The organism is Bacillus sp. FSL K6-6540, from assembly GCF_038007545.1.
This window is the reverse complement of the sequence record NZ_JBBOXH010000002.1, coordinates 1,511,947-1,527,471: the sequence shown is the minus strand read 5'-3', so window position 1 is coordinate 1,527,471 and position 15,525 is coordinate 1,511,947. Positions and strand designations below refer to the sequence as shown.

14 protein-coding genes and 2 riboswitches are annotated in these 15,525 nt (G+C 43.9%); all 14 genes read right to left on the bottom strand.

Annotation, left to right across the window (positions count from 1 at the left end; genetic code table 11):
• Positions 1-57 precede the first annotated feature (57 nt).
• The 14 genes from purB to MHH82_RS40155 all read right to left on the bottom strand — a co-directional run bounded on the left by purB (position 58) and on the right by MHH82_RS40155 (position 15,491).
• A complete protein-coding gene (gene purB / locus MHH82_RS40220) occupies positions 58-1,353 on the bottom strand; it encodes an adenylosuccinate lyase (protein ID WP_072175446.1) in 1,296 nt (431 codons plus the stop codon).
• The gene (gene purK / locus MHH82_RS40215) at positions 1,350-2,492 is read right to left on the bottom strand and encodes a 5-(carboxyamino)imidazole ribonucleotide synthase (RefSeq protein ID WP_072175445.1); all 1,143 of its coding nucleotides are present in this window, start codon (positions 2,490-2,492) and stop codon (positions 1,350-1,352) included. The genes purB and purK overlap by 4 nt, the downstream gene beginning before the upstream one ends.
• Positions 2,485-2,973, bottom strand: a complete 489-nt coding sequence (gene purE, locus MHH82_RS40210) for a 5-(carboxyamino)imidazole ribonucleotide mutase (protein WP_003244134.1) — start codon at positions 2,971-2,973, stop codon at positions 2,485-2,487. The genes purK and purE overlap by 8 nt, the downstream gene beginning before the upstream one ends.
• 141 nt (positions 2,974-3,114) lie before the next feature.
• Positions 3,115-3,216, bottom strand: a riboswitch (purine riboswitch).
• 79 nt (positions 3,217-3,295) lie between these two features.
• Complete coding sequence (locus tag MHH82_RS40205; protein WP_003219403.1) at positions 3,296-3,493, bottom strand: NETI motif-containing protein; 198 nt, start codon at positions 3,491-3,493, stop codon at positions 3,296-3,298.
• Positions 3,493-4,047 carry a DUF2179 domain-containing protein gene (locus tag MHH82_RS40200; RefSeq protein ID WP_015482896.1) on the bottom strand — a complete coding sequence of 185 codons (555 nt, stop codon included), beginning with the start codon at positions 4,045-4,047 and terminating at the stop codon, positions 3,493-3,495. The genes MHH82_RS40205 and MHH82_RS40200 overlap by 1 nt, the downstream gene beginning before the upstream one ends.
• Before the next feature lie 213 nt (positions 4,048-4,260).
• The gene (locus MHH82_RS40195) at positions 4,261-4,428 is read right to left on the bottom strand and encodes a Fur-regulated basic protein FbpA (protein WP_003244066.1); all 168 of its coding nucleotides are present in this window, start codon (positions 4,426-4,428) and stop codon (positions 4,261-4,263) included.
• 157 nt (positions 4,429-4,585) lie between these two features.
• Positions 4,586-5,389 carry a hypothetical protein gene (locus MHH82_RS40190; protein WP_014476025.1) on the bottom strand — a complete coding sequence of 268 codons (804 nt, stop codon included), beginning with the start codon at positions 5,387-5,389 and terminating at the stop codon, positions 4,586-4,588.
• Positions 5,390-5,599: 210 nt separating this feature from the next.
• Positions 5,600-6,922 (bottom strand): hypoxanthine/guanine permease PbuG, encoded by a 1,323-nt coding sequence (gene pbuG, locus MHH82_RS40185; RefSeq protein WP_041851234.1) that lies wholly within the window; start codon positions 6,920-6,922, stop codon positions 5,600-5,602.
• Between the two features lie 135 nt (positions 6,923-7,057).
• Positions 7,058-7,159: riboswitch (purine riboswitch) on the bottom strand.
• A gap of 152 nt (positions 7,160-7,311) precedes the next feature.
• Positions 7,312-8,772 (bottom strand): DUF4179 domain-containing protein, encoded by a 1,461-nt coding sequence (locus MHH82_RS40180; RefSeq protein WP_072175444.1) that lies wholly within the window; start codon positions 8,770-8,772, stop codon positions 7,312-7,314.
• A complete protein-coding gene (locus MHH82_RS40175) occupies positions 8,754-9,287 on the bottom strand; it encodes a sigma-70 family RNA polymerase sigma factor (protein WP_017695646.1) in 534 nt (177 codons plus the stop codon). Before MHH82_RS40175 ends, MHH82_RS40180 begins: the two co-directional genes overlap by 19 nt.
• 107 nt (positions 9,288-9,394) lie before the next feature.
• Positions 9,395-10,936 (bottom strand): glutamine-hydrolyzing GMP synthase, encoded by a 1,542-nt coding sequence (guaA, locus tag MHH82_RS40170; RefSeq protein WP_031315522.1) that lies wholly within the window; start codon positions 10,934-10,936, stop codon positions 9,395-9,397.
• A 161-nt stretch (positions 10,937-11,097) separates the two neighbouring features.
• The gene (locus MHH82_RS40165; protein ID WP_072175443.1) at positions 11,098-13,311 is read right to left on the bottom strand and encodes a DUF4129 domain-containing transglutaminase family protein; all 2,214 of its coding nucleotides are present in this window, start codon (positions 13,309-13,311) and stop codon (positions 11,098-11,100) included.
• A 21-nt stretch (positions 13,312-13,332) separates the two neighbouring features.
• A complete protein-coding gene (locus tag MHH82_RS40160) occupies positions 13,333-14,529 on the bottom strand; it encodes a DUF58 domain-containing protein (protein WP_049140787.1) in 1,197 nt (398 codons plus the stop codon).
• Positions 14,529-15,491, bottom strand: coding sequence for an AAA family ATPase (locus MHH82_RS40155; protein WP_041337788.1), 963 nt, complete (start codon positions 15,489-15,491; stop codon positions 14,529-14,531). Before MHH82_RS40155 ends, MHH82_RS40160 begins: the two co-directional genes overlap by 1 nt.
• Positions 15,492-15,525 lie beyond the last annotated feature (34 nt).

Sequence of the window (15,525 nt, the reverse complement as noted above, 5' to 3'; positions counted from 1 at the left end):
CGAATGTTGGGAATTTTCAAACTGCGGCGGCTTAGAAGAAGCCGCTAAAAGCTTCTTCTATGCTAAACCTAAACGTTCAAAGATCAGATCAACATTTTTCAGATGGTAATTGTAATCAAAGCAGTCAGCAATTTTTTCCGGACAAAGACGTGACGTGATTTTCTCTTCCGCTTCCACAAGCTCGCGGAACGGCACTTGTTTTTCCCACGCTTCCATTGCCTTCGGCTGCACTGTATCATAGGCTTCTTCACGAGTCAGGCCTGTGTCAATCAAAGCAAGCAGCACGCGCTGAGAATAGATAAGGCCGAGAGTGCGGTCCATGTTGCGTTTCATGTTTTCCGGGAAGACCGTTAAGTTCTTCACGATGTTGGAGAAGCGGTTCAGCATGTAGTTCAGCGCAATTGTCGCATCCGGAAGAATAATCCGTTCTGCTGAAGAGTGAGAAATATCGCGCTCATGCCATAATGGAACATTTTCGTAAGCTGTCATCATGTAGCCGCGGATCACGCGCGCCATGCCTGTCATGTTTTCAGAGCCAATCGGATTTCGTTTATGCGGCATTGCAGATGAACCCTTTTGCCCTTTCGCGAAAAATTCTTCAACTTCACGTGTTTCACTCTTTTGCAGTCCGCGGATTTCCACAGCAAATTTCTCGATGCTTGTCGCGATCAAAGCAAGTGTTGCCATATAGTCAGCATGGCGGTCACGCTGAAGGGTTTGAGTTGAAATCGGTGCTGCTTTCAATCCGAGCTTCTCACAGACATATTGTTCAACAAATGGATCAATGTTCGCATATGTGCCGACAGCGCCGGAAATCTTTCCAACCTCAATGCCTGCTTTCGCTTGTTTAAAACGCTCAAGATTACGTTTCATTTCTTCATGCCAAAGCGCAAGTTTTAAGCCGAAAGTTGTAGGCTCAGCGTGTACGCCGTGCGTGCGCCCCATCATGACTGTGTATTTATGTTCTTTCGCTTTTTCTTTTATAATGTCAACAAATCTCTCAAGATCCTTGAGCAGAATATCGTTTGCCTGTTTTAATAAGTAGGAAAGTGCCGTATCAACAACGTCAGTTGACGTTAATCCGTAGTGCACCCATTTTCTTTCTTCGCCCAGTGATTCGGAAACGGCGCGTGTAAAAGCGACAACGTCATGGCGCGTGTCCTGTTCGATTTCTAAAATGCGGTTGATGTCAAATGACGCGTTCTCACGCATAACCTTTACATCTTCTTTCGGAATGACGCCAAGCTCCGCCCACGCTTCACAGGCAAGAATCTCTACCTCCAGCCATGCTTGAAATCTGTTTTCATCCGTCCAAATCGCGGACATTTCAGGTCTTGAATAACGTTCGATCATTCTGCTTGTCCTCCATCTCTATTCATCCATTTATTTGTGATCTCCTGAATCCATTCGTCTTCAGGCTGCTTCATAAATGTAATATGCCCCATTTTGCGGCCTTTTTTGATTTCATGTTTTCCGTATATATATAGCTTTGCCTCTTTTAAAAGCTCCGGGTCTTCCTCAACAAGCTTTACTTCATCGCCGAGAAGATTCACCATCATGCCCGGCTTCAGCAAATCTGTCTTCCCAAGCGGAAGCCCGCATACCGCTCTGATATGCTGCTCAAACTGGCTCGACTCGCAAAGGTCCAGCGTATAATGCCCAGAATTGTGCGGTCTTGGCGCCAGTTCATTGACCAAAAGCTCTCCGTCCTCTGTCAGGAACATCTCAACAGCAAGCGGTCCGACAAGGTTAAGCTCATCTGCAAGCTTAACTGCGAGATCAGCAGCCTTCTGCTGAATCCCTTTCTCTACCCGTGCGGGCACGATGCTTTGGAAAAGAATATTGTTGTGGTGAATGTTTTCAGCTGTCGGAAATGTTGAAATTTCACCGTTTACCGATCTAACGACGATCACCGACAGTTCCATTTTAAAAGAAACCCAGCTTTCAAGAATGCAAGTTCCGTGTTCTAACAGAGCGGCTGCCTGCTCCATTTGCGCCTCTTCTTTTATCACAAATTGGCCTTTGCCGTCGTACCCGCCGCGACATGTCTTCAGAACTGCGGGCAACCCGAGCTCCTGTACCGCCTGTTTCAATTCATTCTTTGTTTTGACGATGCTGTACGGTGCGACTTCACAGCCCGCGGATTGAATTGCTTTTTTCTCTGTTTCACGGTTTTGGGTAATGAGCAGCAGCTCACTTCCTTGCGGGAGATACGCATGATCTTTCAGCCAATGCAGCGCATCATAGTCGATGTTTTCAAACTCATATGTGATGATATCGCTGATTTCTGCCAATTTTCGAATCGCTTTACGGTCATTATAATGAGCGGTAATTTCGACATCCGCAACCTGCCCGCACGGCGAATCTTTCACCGGATCAACGACCGCGACTTTATACCCCATTTGTTTGGCGGACACAGCCATCATTTTCCCAAGCTGGCCGCCGCCGATAATGCCGATTACAGCTCCCGGATAGATGATTTGTTTAGACAAGCTGATCACTGCTTTCTAACACTGTCTGTTTTGTATTTTCTCTTCTCTCATCCAGCTTACGGGCAAGGTCTTCGTCAAATGCTGACAAAATTTGCGCCGCTAACAGGCCTGCGTTCACAGCACCCGCTTTGCCGATGGATGTTGTCGCAACAGGCACGCCTCCAGGCATTTGGACGATGGAAAGAAGTGAATCCATTCCGTTCAGCGCCTTGGACTGAACCGGAACTCCAATGACTGGCAGTGTTGTTTTCGCAGCCGTCATCCCTGGCAGATGCGCCGCTCCTCCGGCACCGGCAATAATCACCTTGATGCCTCTTTCTCTAGCAGTTTCAGCATATTCAAACATGAAATCAGGCGTCCGGTGAGCGGAAACGACCTTTTTTTCGTACGGAACATTGAGTTCGTCAAGTATGTCGCATGCGTGTTTCATTGTCTCCCAATCGGAAGTGCTTCCCATGATGATTCCTACTAGCGGCTGCATTCTGTTCCCCACCTTCTAATGCTTTTGTTTTCAGAAAATAAAAAATACCCGCTCTGCATTGCACTTATGAGGAAGCAATACAAACCGGGCATGGTACATGTATCGTCAGTCGTTCGCTTCTGCGATATATCCATGTCAGTTTTATCGATCACTTTCCTGCATAGTCCGGCAATTTACGGTTGCCGGGTAGAAACTTATGGGCCATATTCCCAAGATTATATGAGGTCGTGTTTTGATTTCATGTTTATCTTAACAACGGACATGGATAATGTCAACGATATTATCGAACGATACAAAAATTCATTCTACTAATGTTCGTGTTTTAGATCAATTTCCCTTCAAATACGATTTTTTTCCCGCACGGAACGATCTGAATTGACCCATTTTCCTTTTTTTCCATAAAAATAGGCTCTTCCATTCGCCTTACAGGCAGATATCCTTCTTCTTTCATTTGCTGAAGCACCGCATCAATCGTTTGCTGCTCTGTCACTTCAAACTTTTTCTTCTTCGGCTTTGCCATTATTCTTTAATTCTCCTCTTCTTTACCGCTTTGACCCAGAAGCCGCCGTGGATTGTTTTTGGTTCGTACGCAATAATAAAGGCTTTTGAATCAAGTGTTTTAATCGTATCATATAGCTGGAGTTCATATTTTCTCGGCGTCAGGATCTGAAGGGCTGTGCGGTCGCCTTCAAGCCCGCCTGCCACCCAATTTGTCACGCCGTAGCCTTTTTCACGGAGCTGCTTCGGAAGATCAAGATCGAGCTCCTTCGTAATCACATTGACCATAATATAGCCAAGCGCCAATTTTTCTTCTATTTTCATGCCGACAATTACGCCTAGACCGTAACCGAGCGCATACGCGATCACATTTTGAATCTGGTCTAAGTTATCGAGCACCAGACTCAGCCCTGTCACATAAACCAGTATTTCAATCGTACTGATGCCGGCCGCTAAATAACGCTGTCCTTTCAGCGTTAAAATCATTCTTATCGTAAAAAATGACACATAGACAATATTAATAATGAGAATTATGAGAACCATGGCTATCCCATTTGATAAGATGGTTTGCATCATTTTATTCATCCCCCTACTCTTCAGCTTGCACAAAGCATTCATATTCTACTAGAGAAATGAGCCGTTTACAATCAGCTTCGCCCGTAAGTTTAAGCAAAATATTTCGACATGCTTTTATGAGTTGAACAGTAGTAGTTTACCCTCTTTCTCGCCTTTTCAAAATCAAAACAAAAAAGCCCGCTTTTCAGCAGACTCACCTCTTTATATCTATTGTCAGATCTCTTTTTTCATTTTCTGAAGGGACTTGTATTCTTTCTCAAGCTCACTCAGCGTGTAGTCAGCAAGCTGTTCCCCTCTTCCTTGATAAAATTCCGAGAGCAGTAATTTGGTTTTTAAAAATTGTTTCTTTTGATTAATTGCTCGGCGAAGCACATCAGCCATGTCCATCATCCTCCTTAAACATAAAGGTTTTTCGCTGGACGTTTTCAGCATTTTCCCCATCATACACGGGTTAATCCTACAAATCAACTATGTTTTTTAGATATATTTGTAAAAAGTGTGACATAAAAAAACCGGCTAGGATTAGCCGGTTTTTTCATTAAAGCGGAATCAGCGACGCCGTAAAATATTCCGAAATAAAAGGCCAAGTCACTGCCGTAAACAGCAGCGCTATCGCAACCACTGCAAATACACAATAGATATAATCAATTGGTGCATCTTGTGCCGCCTGGTACACACGCTGTACATACAGCGCGATGATAAAAAAGATGGAAAACAAGATCAGCACCGTAAACAGTACTGTCAGCATTGGGATATTTACGATCGCAAAGATCAGCCAAAGGATTGAAACAGCAATTATCGGTACAAGCAATGAACCCAATACGGCAGCTGCTTCTCTGAACGTCACCTTCTGCTTCATCATATAGCGGGAGACAGCCCATATAGCAAAGACCATTACCGCGAAAAAGATCAGCAAATACACAAGAACAACTAAAAACCCGTCATAGAAAGCATGATGGCGTTCTCCGAAACCGAGCGGCCGATTCCAGCTTGCCTTTAACTGAAACCAATTCCCAATTGAAAAAATGATACTGAATATAAGCATTGAAATCAGACCGTACTTATAATGAGAAAAACCATCCGTTACGACAGTTTTCGCCGGAGATTTTAAAATCGAGAACGCAAATCCGCAATATCTGTTGATGGCTGCCCAAACAGACGCAAGCTTGTCTTTAACAGTTGATTCACCGCGTTCCTGGCGCGGTTTCTGCTTTTGTTTTTGCTTCTGCTTGCTTTGCCGGCTCGCCTTTCTGGACATTCTCGATAGCGGTTCTTCATCTGCATCTATTCTTTCACTCTGGTTAATTTCTTCTTCAAACGTTTCTTTTCTTTCTTCCGTCATGTCAGCAACTCCTATCAAAAAAATACGGCGGAATACCATTCAGCAAGAAAATAAAACACTTATATAAGGTACCGAAGCCTTCCTGAACAGTCAAGTCATTTCCATTTAAGTAAAGCATGGCGGCACATCTACATGACGGTATATCGTATGAAATGGTTTTATCTTTTGCAACAAAAAAACCAGCTGCCTGTGCAGCTGGTTTTTCATTCCTTATTTTAAGAAGATAAAGTACAGGATAAATACGATAAACAGCCCGTACATGATTGGATGAACCTCTTTGGCTTTTCCTTTGCACACCATTGTAATCGGATAGAAAATAAATCCGATGGCAATACCAGTCGCGATGCTGTACGTTAACGGCATCATGATCATGGTAAGGAAAGCAGGAACGGCCACTTCGAACTTATCCCAAGCGATTTTGCCAAGCGGCGCCACCATCAATGCACCAACAATAATAAGCGCCGGCGCTGTTACATTTGACGTAACGACTGATAGGAGCGGAGAGAAAAACGTAGCCAGTAAAAAGAGAATCCCTGTTACAATTGCGGCAAATCCTGAACGGGCACCCGCAGCGACACCTGAGCTTGATTCCACGTAAGAAGTTGTTGTAGACGTACCAAGCACGGCACCGATCACAATAGAAGATGAATCAGCTAAAAGCGCACGGCCCGCACGCGGCAATTTGTTTTCCTTCATTAAACCAGCTTGTGTTGCCACAGCAACAAGTGTACCAGCTGTATCAAAAAATCCGACAAACAAGAATGTTAAAATAACGATCAGCATTTGTACGGAGAAAATATCCGGGAGGTGAATCCACGCTTGTCCGAAAGTCGGCGCAAGGCTTGGCACACTGCCGACAATTTGAGTCGGAACCGGAACCAAACCGAAAATCATGCCGGCAACCGCTGTTAACAGCATCCCGATAAACACGCCTGCGTTCACGCGAAGCACCATTAAAATAACCGTGACAATCACACCGAAAATCGTTAACAGCACAGGACCGCTGTGAATGTTTCCGATCGTGACGAGCGTAGAAGGATTCGCTGTAATGATTCCTGAACCTTGTAATCCAACAAATGTAATAAACAGGCCGATCCCCGCACCGACTGCCAATTTCAGCTCAGGCGGAATGGCGTTGATGATTTTTTCACGAAAACCTGTTAAAGAAAGAGCAACGAAAATAAGACCTGAAATAAAAACACCAGACAAAGCTGCCTGCCATGAAATACCCATACCAAGGACAACAGAAAACGCAAAAAACGCGTTCAGCCCCATACCCGGCGCGATGGCAATCGGATATCTCGCTATTAATCCCATTAAGATACAGCCTGCTGCAGACGCCAGCGCTGTCGCTGTAAAGACTGCACCCTGGTCAATTCTCAGCGCCTCCGGAAAATCTTTCACGCTCTCCAAAGCAAGCGTAATCGGATTGACGAACAAAATATATGCCATAGATAAAAAAGTCGTTAATCCGCCAATGATTTCATTGCGATAGCTGGTGCCCAGCTCATCAAACTGAAAAAACGTTTTCAAGCTATTTGACTCCCTTCACTCTTTGCTATTTATTCTGTCCTGAAAACGCCAAATAAAAAACGCCCCAATACATTTTGGGACGCTTGACTACAGACGGATTTCAGTTTGAATAAATAAACGTGTTTTATTTATATCAAACGAAAGAAATGTTTACGTAGTCAAGCCATTTACGGTAGCTTGGTAGAGACTTGCGAGCCATATTCCCGCGATTATACGAATTCATCTTATTTGATTTCTGTGTCTATTGTACCAACTTCATTTTGAATTGACAATATAAACAACGAACATTACTTATTAAAAAAATTGGTTTATTCGTCTATTGACTAAATTGGCAACAATGATAAAAACCGTATGCATGACTTCATACGGCTTTTCAACTTATGATTATTTTATCTTGAAGGCTGACTCACCTGATGCACTGGTACAGTAAACGAGAATGGCTTTAGTTGAATCAGGTCATTTAAAACGCCTTTATCAATATACAGACCGTATTCATTAAACTCAAAATGCTTTAAAGACAGCTTATCAAGATAAGCGTCATCCAGTTCAAAAGTTGATACCATTTCGGCTGTGTCCATATTCTTCACTTCAGCTTTATTCCATTTCAAATAATAACCTTCTTCATAATAAGCCATTGGATCAGACCATGATTGCATTTTTTTCATATCACCAAGGCCAATCATTTCACCTATATTCACTAAGTCATCTTTTGACATATTTGAAGTATCAACTCCAGTGAAACGGTAATGAACCAATACTTCCCTCCCCTCTTGTTTAATGTTATTGATTTCTATCCCTATGTTTTGATGCTTTGTTTCCGAAAGACGATACGGCATCTCTGCATTTAGAGGGACGATTTCACTGCCCTCAGCCTCAGATCTAATATCTGCAATTAATGTTAGCTTTTTCGCTTTTGGATTGATTGGTGATTCTAACTGTGTTTGTCCTTTTGCTCTTACCGTTCTCTCGTTTACCTTTATGCGATCTCCAAGTTCGATGTTTGATGCTGACATCTCATATGTGTTTCCTAAATCATCTTTAACTTCGTTAATTTCAACCGTATCATGCTTTGCTATGCCTTGATAATCGATTGTAAATTGAAGGACAGATCCAAGTTTCCCGTTTTCCACTTGAATATTGGAAAATTGATAACGATTATGATAAGCCGATATAACTTTTGAGCTTTCTAAATAACCCGCATTCTTTTTGGTAATAGGCAGTTTGAATCTCCAATTTCCCTGTATTTCATTGATATGAGTAATTACAAAGGGCACGGTTTCCCCATTTTTTATTTCAGTACCATTTGTATAAATCCTTAATTGTCCTGCGTATTGCTTGTTATTTAATTTTTTAAGCATTAAGGAATCGTAGTTGATTGAAAAGTTGTCGCTATAACTCGTTTCGTCGACATCATACATGATCTCTTTTTCATCAGAGTGGAAGTTATCAACAGTGAAGTTATAAACAAGCTGTCCGGCATCGTAATAGGAGCTGTTTACAGAAACAGTGATTCCCCTGGAGTCTGCTTTTTCATTTAAAGCTGTGACCAAATTGCTTTTAAACAATGATAGACCAACTTTATCTTGAAAATCCTTATAAATTTGTCCGACAATGGGTATGCTCCCCATCGCTTTGTTTACAGAGGGAAGAAAAAGACCAGATGATAAATACAATATACATACCACAGCAGCAATAGCCATTCCATTTGTAATAGTTCGTGCCCATTTAAAACGGCGCCTTGTGTTACTTTCATTTTCAGCACGAACGACAGCTTGATGTATTGCCTTTTTGAGTGCTTTCTTTGGCACTGCTATGTCATCATACATCTGCTTCATTTGGTGTTTGTCCATTTGTTTTGATCCTCCTTTTCCAGCTCCTGTTTCAATGCTTTTCTCGCTCTATGTAAATGGGTTTTAATTGTGCCTTCTGCCATTCCTGTTTGTTCAGCTATCATTGATATTGAATAATCTTGAAAATAATAGAGCTGAATCGTGAGCTGAACATGTTCATCAAGTAAATCAATCGCATTTCGCAAGTCTATGTATTCCTCAATATTTGCTTGATTAGTTCCAGCATCATGATGTTTCTCAAACGGAACCAAATCTCCTTTCTTTTTATTCATGGCAAAAATGGTATGAATCAATATTCGAGTAAGCCACGTTAAAAAATACTTTGGCTCTTTTAGTTTTTCTATACTGATAAAAGCTTTATAAGCTGTTTCCTGTACAGCATCAAGTGCATCTTCTTTATTTCTTAAATAGAGATAAGCTGTTTTATATAAAGTCTCCTGATGTGCCAGCATAAGCTTTTCAAAGGCCCGAGCATTTCCTTTTCTCGCCTTTGTAATCAATCTTTCTTCCTTCACCTTATCCACCTCCTATGTTGTTAGATACGAAAACTGTCGAAACGGTTTCAAAAAGTTAACAAAAAAAACGCCCCTTTTGAAAGGGACGTTTTTCCTTTGTTATTTACTTATTCCCACTCAATCGTCGCAGGCGGCTTACTTGTAATATCGTACACCACGCGGTTAATGTGCTTCACTTCGTTTACGATACGTGTCGAAATGACTTCAAGCACATCCCACGGGATACGCGCCCAGTCAGATGTCATGCCGTCGATTGATGTAACGGCGCGGATTCCGATTGTGTAATCATATGTTCTTGCGTCACCCATAACACCAACGCTGCGGATGTCAGGAAGAACAGTGAAGTATTGCCAGATATCACGCTCTAACCCGTGATTTGCAACTTCTTCACGCAAGATTGCATCTGATTCACGAACGATTTCCAGTTTTTCTTCTGTTACTTCGCCAAGAACACGGATTCCGAGGCCCGGTCCTGGGAACGGCTGACGCCATACGATTTCATCCGGAATGCCGAGCTCTGTGCCAAGCGCGCGCACTTCGTCTTTGAAGAGCGTGTTTAACGGCTCGATCAGCTCAAACTGCATGTCTTCAGGAAGTCCGCCGACATTGTGGTGAGATTTGATCGTTTGCGCCGTTGCTGTACCGCTCTCGATGATATCTGTGTAAAGCGTACCTTGTGCAAGGTAGTCGATGCCTTTGAGCTTGTCCGCTTCATCATCAAACACGTAAATGAATTCATTACCGATGATTTTGCGTTTTTGTTCAGGATCAGAAACGCCTTTTAGTTTGTTTAAGAATCGATCTTTTGCGTCTACTTTAATCACATTCATGTTAAAGCCTTCGCTGAATGTTTTCATAACACCCTCAGCTTCGCCTTTACGGAGAAGACCATGGTCTACAAAGATACAAGTCAGCTGGTCGCCGATCGCTTTATGAATCAAAACAGCAACAACAGAGGAATCAACGCCGCCGCTTAGCGCGCAAAGAACCTGTTTGTCTCCGACCGTTTCACGGATTTTTTGCATTTCGATTTCGATAAAGTTCTCCATTGACCATTCGCCTTCGCATTCGCAAACACCGAATACAAAGTTTTTCAGAAGATCATTGCCGTATTCAGAGTGGCGCACTTCCGGGTGGAACTGAACGCCGTACCATTTTTTGTCCGCTTTGCTCATTGCTGAGTTCGGGCAGTGATGGCTTGTCGCGTCAACAGTGAAGCCTTCAGGAACTTCTACAACCAAATCACCGTGGCTCATCCAAACCACTTGTTCATTTGGAAGATCTTTGAACAAATCAGGTGTGCCTTCGATGCGGATGTTTGCTTTCCCGTATTCACGCTGGCTTGCTGCTTCAACTTTACCGCCAAGGTAATGAGTCATCAGCTGCATGCCGTAGCAAATTCCCAAAACAGGAATATCAAGCTCGAAGATTTTCTCGTCACAGCGGAAAGAGTTTTCATCATACACACTGTTTGGACCGCCGGATAAAATAATTCCTTTTGGATTCATTTTTTTAATTTCTTCAGCCGTCAATGTATGTGGATGCAGCTCGCTGTAAACACCGAATTCACGGATACGGCGTGTAATCAGCTGGTTATACTGACTGCCGAAATCAAGGACAAGAATCATTTCATTCACTAACTTTGTCATGGTTGTCACCTAATCTCCTCTAAGTTTTTTGACACAGAAAAAAACGAGGACAGATATGAAGCTCGCTCCGCCCTCTTGGCAAGGCCGTTTGCCGGAGTCAGGCCAACTCGCTCCCAGACTCCGATAATATTCACTAATTCTAACAACACGTTGATAAGCGGTCAAGACCATCTTCTTTTAATTAAATTTTCCCATAACTCTCTGGAATCATTCCAAAGCACTGAAGAATCTTCATTTCTGTAAAGCGCCCTTTCATAGCTTAATGTCAGCTTTGACATGTCTTCTATGTCGTATTTTTCATCAATTCGTTTTGCATAATCACGCAGCGTTTCACTGCCTCGTTTCGGCAGCCCTTTTCTCTTCAGTTGTTTCAGAAGCGCGTCATATGCCTCAAAAAACGCGTGCTGATCGCTGCGCCGCTTCAATTTCCTCACGGCGAAAACAGGAATCCATAACGAGCGGAAAACATACAGCAATACAGCTGCCACCAGGAGGACTGCAAGAACCGCAAGCGCTGCATACAAGCCCGCACCTGCATTAGTATGTGAAGCGGACGGCTTTTTAGAAACAGCTGGCTCCCGTTTTTCCTTTTGTTTTTCTTCTTTTTGCGGCTGTTTTTTCTCTTCTTTCTGTTTCTCTTTTGCTTTCTTCGGCGAGCTGCTGTTATCGCTGCCGGAGTCCTTTGTGTCAGAAGAAGTAAATTGAGCCGGATTTGTAAACCCTTTAGTCGGCTCAAATGTAACCCAGCCCTGTTCCGGGAAATACACCTCTACCCAGGAATGGGCATTGTTATTTGTCACTTCGTAAATGCTGCCATTTTTGTTCCCTGCTTCTTTGTATTCGCCGGACGTATAACCCTTTACCCAGCGGGCCGGAATGCCGGCCGAGCGCAAGAGCACCACCATGGCGGAAGAAAAGTTATCACAATAACCCATTTTCGTTTCAAAGAGAAATTGATCGACATAATCTTCATCATTCTTCGGAATGGTCACGTTTTCTGTTTCATATGTGAACGCATTTGACCCTAAATAGTCCTCAACCGCTTTCACCTTATCAAACATATTGTCGTGATCCTGAGTCAGTTTGATCGCAAGGGTTCTCACCCGCTCTGGCAGTGAATCTGGAAGCTGCATGTAGCGATCGCTGAATGTGTATTCCTCACTGTTTTTTCTCACTTTTACCTTTCTCAGTTCATCCAGCTTATAGACCGGGGAATTGTACGTTACAGTATAATTTCCCATATTTCTGATTTCACCGGCTTGTTCACTGATCGGAGAAATTTGCTCCGTGTTGCCGTTCATTTCAAGTGAGACAGCCTGCTTTGGCTGAATGGTTTCCGCACCAATCGGATACATCAGATGATTATACCCGTAGTGCTTATCGACTTTTACACGGACGGTGCGGCGCTCTGTCGCAACCTTATGGTCAAACCACAGATTTTCAACTTTTCCATTGCTAAGCTGATACGACATGCCTGTGTCTGTTTCAATCCAGCCTTTTCCGGTATACGTGTCCTTCGTTTCCACACGGAAATACGTACGCTCTTTTCCCTGCCATGTAAAAACAGGTGTAGCATCCTGCTGGAACGGGCCGCCGAGTGATTCATCATGATTCCCGTATCCGATTTTGCTTTCCCCTGCAGACACGCGGTCTTGATGAGTGATTTTTTTAAGAAAAGGCACCGGATCAGGCCAGGCCGGCTCTGATTTTGGAGCGGCGAGTCCGAATCCCGTTGCAGCCAAAACCAATACAGATAAAGGAAGAAACCATTTCAGGACAGATGTTTTTGGCAGTGTGATTCTTTCCATCAGCTTAATGCGTTCCAAGTATAAAAGGCCCAGCATAAAGAAGCCGATCAGCACGATACGGATGACGGCAAAAGTGGCATCATATGGCGTAAAGGTATCAAGAATCGTAATATACGCTACTGTCATCAAAAAGAAAAACAAAATTCTTCTCTGGTAAATCACCCAATAATGCAGGAGATAGACCAGCAGCCACAGCAGCACAAAAAACAGCAGGGTCCGAAATGAAGGGATCATGTCATTCCATTGCCCAGATTGAATCAACGTGATATTCAGATAGACATCCTGCAAAAAAGAGCTGACCCAGCTCAAGTCGAATATAGATCCTTGATAAAACAGGATGTGTATCGAGATCAATGTAAATATGACACAAAAAGGAACGGTGACAAACCACCTCATCCTGAAAAAAGTCAGCAGAAACGTCAAACCGATAAAGACACTAAAAAAGCCTGTATGTTTCGTTTCAGTAAAACTGTCAAGCGGCCTGAGCCACTCCCACAGCAATAAAAAAGCCAGAAAATAAAATAACAGCAAGCTCAAACGGCTTCCCTTGTGATCATCGTGCGGCATGTGAACCAGTCACCTCTCTTTCTAAACAACACGCGAAACTCGCCCGCCCCTCATGACCCGAACTCTGATTTGGCGTTTCATCATGCGTTCAATCATGGCATTTTCAGCTTGAGAGAGCTCAGCATCTTTCTCTTTTGCCAGTATCACCGTAACCCGGCCGCCTCCTATTTCTGCGAGGTGCAGCATATCTTCCGTTAACTGTCCCGTGACAACAACTTGATCAGCTTGGCGAACAGATGGCTTTCCCAGCTCTTCCCGTGCATATCGGCTTATCGGGTCTGCCGCATCACAATGAGCGATGGCTAAATGCCGAAGCATGTGCTTAAAATGCTGATCCCCTTCCTGAATAGGGAAAATGTTTTTTTCCTTCCCGATGGAAGCCAGGCCAGCGCCCGCGCCGTTTTTTAAAACAGAATAAAGAATCGAAGCTGTCACTGAAACGACCTCTTCGAATGCGTCAGAGGAAAAACGGTCCATCAGCAGAAACAGATTTTTGCTGCGAGAAGGCTCAAATTCCTTCGTCATCAGCTGGCTCCGCCGTGCAGAAGTCTTCCAATCTAACGCAGCAAACCGGTCTCCCGGCTGATAATTCCGCACACTTGCTGCGACTGAGGAATGGTGCTCATGAATTGGAGAAGAACCGCTTACACCGTCTTCCTGATGCCTCTCATTCACCTGATAGGAAAAACGCTGATAGAATGGATAAACAAACAGGGTATCATCCAGCTCAAAAAATGCAGTTTTTTCAATCAAGCCAAGAACATCCCCGGTTCGCACCCTGACAGAATGAAAGTGATGCTCTCCGCGCGGTACCCGAGCTAATTCATACGACATCGTTATGCTCCGTTTAAACCAAGGAAAAACGAGCCGTTTGGCCGCGGCTCCGTCTCGATTTAATGACTCGATACCTTCTGGCAGGCAATCTTCAATCACCATATACATCAGGGGAAATGGCAGCTTTCTTCTCAGCGTAACCGTTACGCCCAGCCTGTCCCCCGCATGCAATTGTGTTTTATCCATTTGCCTTGAAGCCTGAAAAGAACGGAGCGGATACAAGGCCAACAGCCCGGCATACAAGACAAAAGGGAGAAACGCGTAAAACAAAAACCAGCTGACAAAGCCGCCCTGAAACATCGCATAAGAAAAAACAGCAGCCGTCAATAAAGTTAATATAATCAGCTTCCAACCATATACGAGCCATTGCCATTTCTTATTCATCAGCGGACCGACGACCTTTGAACCGGCACCTTCACAGCTGACATGATCTCCCTTACGATCGCTTCTGCCTGAATCCCTTCAAATTTTGCCTCAGGATGAAGCATCATCCGGTGCGGCAGCGTGAAAGGAGCTAAATATTGAATATCATCCGGTATGACATAGTCGCGATGATGCAGCAGCGCGTATGCCTGTGCCGCTTTCATGAGGGCGATTGAGCCGCGCGGACTGACGCCTAATTGAACAGAAGGATGCTGTCTCGTTTTCTGCACAATTTCAACGATATATTCCTTAATGCTGTCATCAGCACGGACATTTTGCACTTCCCGCTGTAAACGGATGAAGTCTTCTTTTGCAATAACCGGCTCAAGCGTCTCAATCGGATGGCTTTTTTCCTGAAGAGATAAGACGTCAAGCTCTTCATTAAAGGACGGATAACCCATCCGAAGTTTGAATAAAAAACGGTCAAGCTGAGCTTCCGGCAAAGGATAGGTCCCTTCATATTCGACCGGGTTTTGCGTTGCCATCACAAAAAAAGGAGCGGCAAGCTGCATCGTATGGCCATCTACCGTGACGCTTCCCTCTTCCATCGCTTCGAGCAAAGCCGACTGTGTCTTCGGAGAGGTACGGTTGATTTCATCGGCCAGCACGATATTTCCCATAATTGGGCCGGGACGATATTCAAATTCCATCGTTTTCGCATTATAGATAGATACCCCTGTTACATCAGATGGCAGCAAATCCGGAGTGAATTGGATTCTTTTGAAATCAGCGCCGATTGACTTTGCCAGCGCGCGGACCATCATCGTTTTTCCGACTCCGGGTACATCCTCAAGCAGTACATGCCCTTTGGCAAGAAGGGCTGCTAAGCTGAGTATGGCGATGTCTCGTTTTCCAACCATTACTCTATTAATATGTTCAACTGCTTTCCCCAGCAAAGGATGCAGGTCTTCTTGATATGCCATTCTTTTCCTCCTAATCATCTACAAAATTCATCAT

Coding starts and splice junctions, on each gene's coding strand:
- purB (WP_072175446.1), bottom strand. CDS start 1,353: ATGATCGAACGTTATTCAAGACCTGAAATGTCCGCGATTTGGACGGAT.
- purE (WP_003244134.1), bottom strand. CDS start 2,973: ATGCAGCCGCTAGTAGGAATCATCATGGGAAGCACTTCCGATTGGGAG.
- MHH82_RS40205 (WP_003219403.1), bottom strand. CDS start 3,493: ATGGCAAAGCCGAAGAAGAAAAAGTTTGAAGTGACAGAGCAGCAAACG.
- MHH82_RS40200 (WP_015482896.1), bottom strand. CDS start 4,047: ATGATGCAAACCATCTTATCAAATGGGATAGCCATGGTTCTCATAATT.
- MHH82_RS40195 (WP_003244066.1), bottom strand. CDS start 4,428: ATGGCTGATGTGCTTCGCCGAGCAATTAATCAAAAGAAACAATTTTTA.
- MHH82_RS40190 (WP_014476025.1), bottom strand. CDS start 5,389: ATGACGGAAGAAAGAAAAGAAACGTTTGAAGAAGAAATTAACCAGAGT.
- MHH82_RS40180 (WP_072175444.1), bottom strand. CDS start 8,772: ATGGACAAACACCAAATGAAGCAGATGTATGATGACATAGCAGTGCCA.
- guaA (WP_031315522.1), bottom strand. CDS start 10,936: ATGACAAAGTTAGTGAATGAAATGATTCTTGTCCTTGATTTCGGCAGT.
- MHH82_RS40165 (WP_072175443.1), bottom strand. CDS start 13,311: ATGCCGCACGATGATCACAAGGGAAGCCGTTTGAGCTTGCTGTTATTT.
- MHH82_RS40160 (WP_049140787.1), bottom strand. CDS start 14,529: ATGAATAAGAAATGGCAATGGCTCGTATATGGTTGGAAGCTGATTATA.
- MHH82_RS40155 (WP_041337788.1), bottom strand. CDS start 15,491: ATGGCATATCAAGAAGACCTGCATCCTTTGCTGGGGAAAGCAGTTGAA.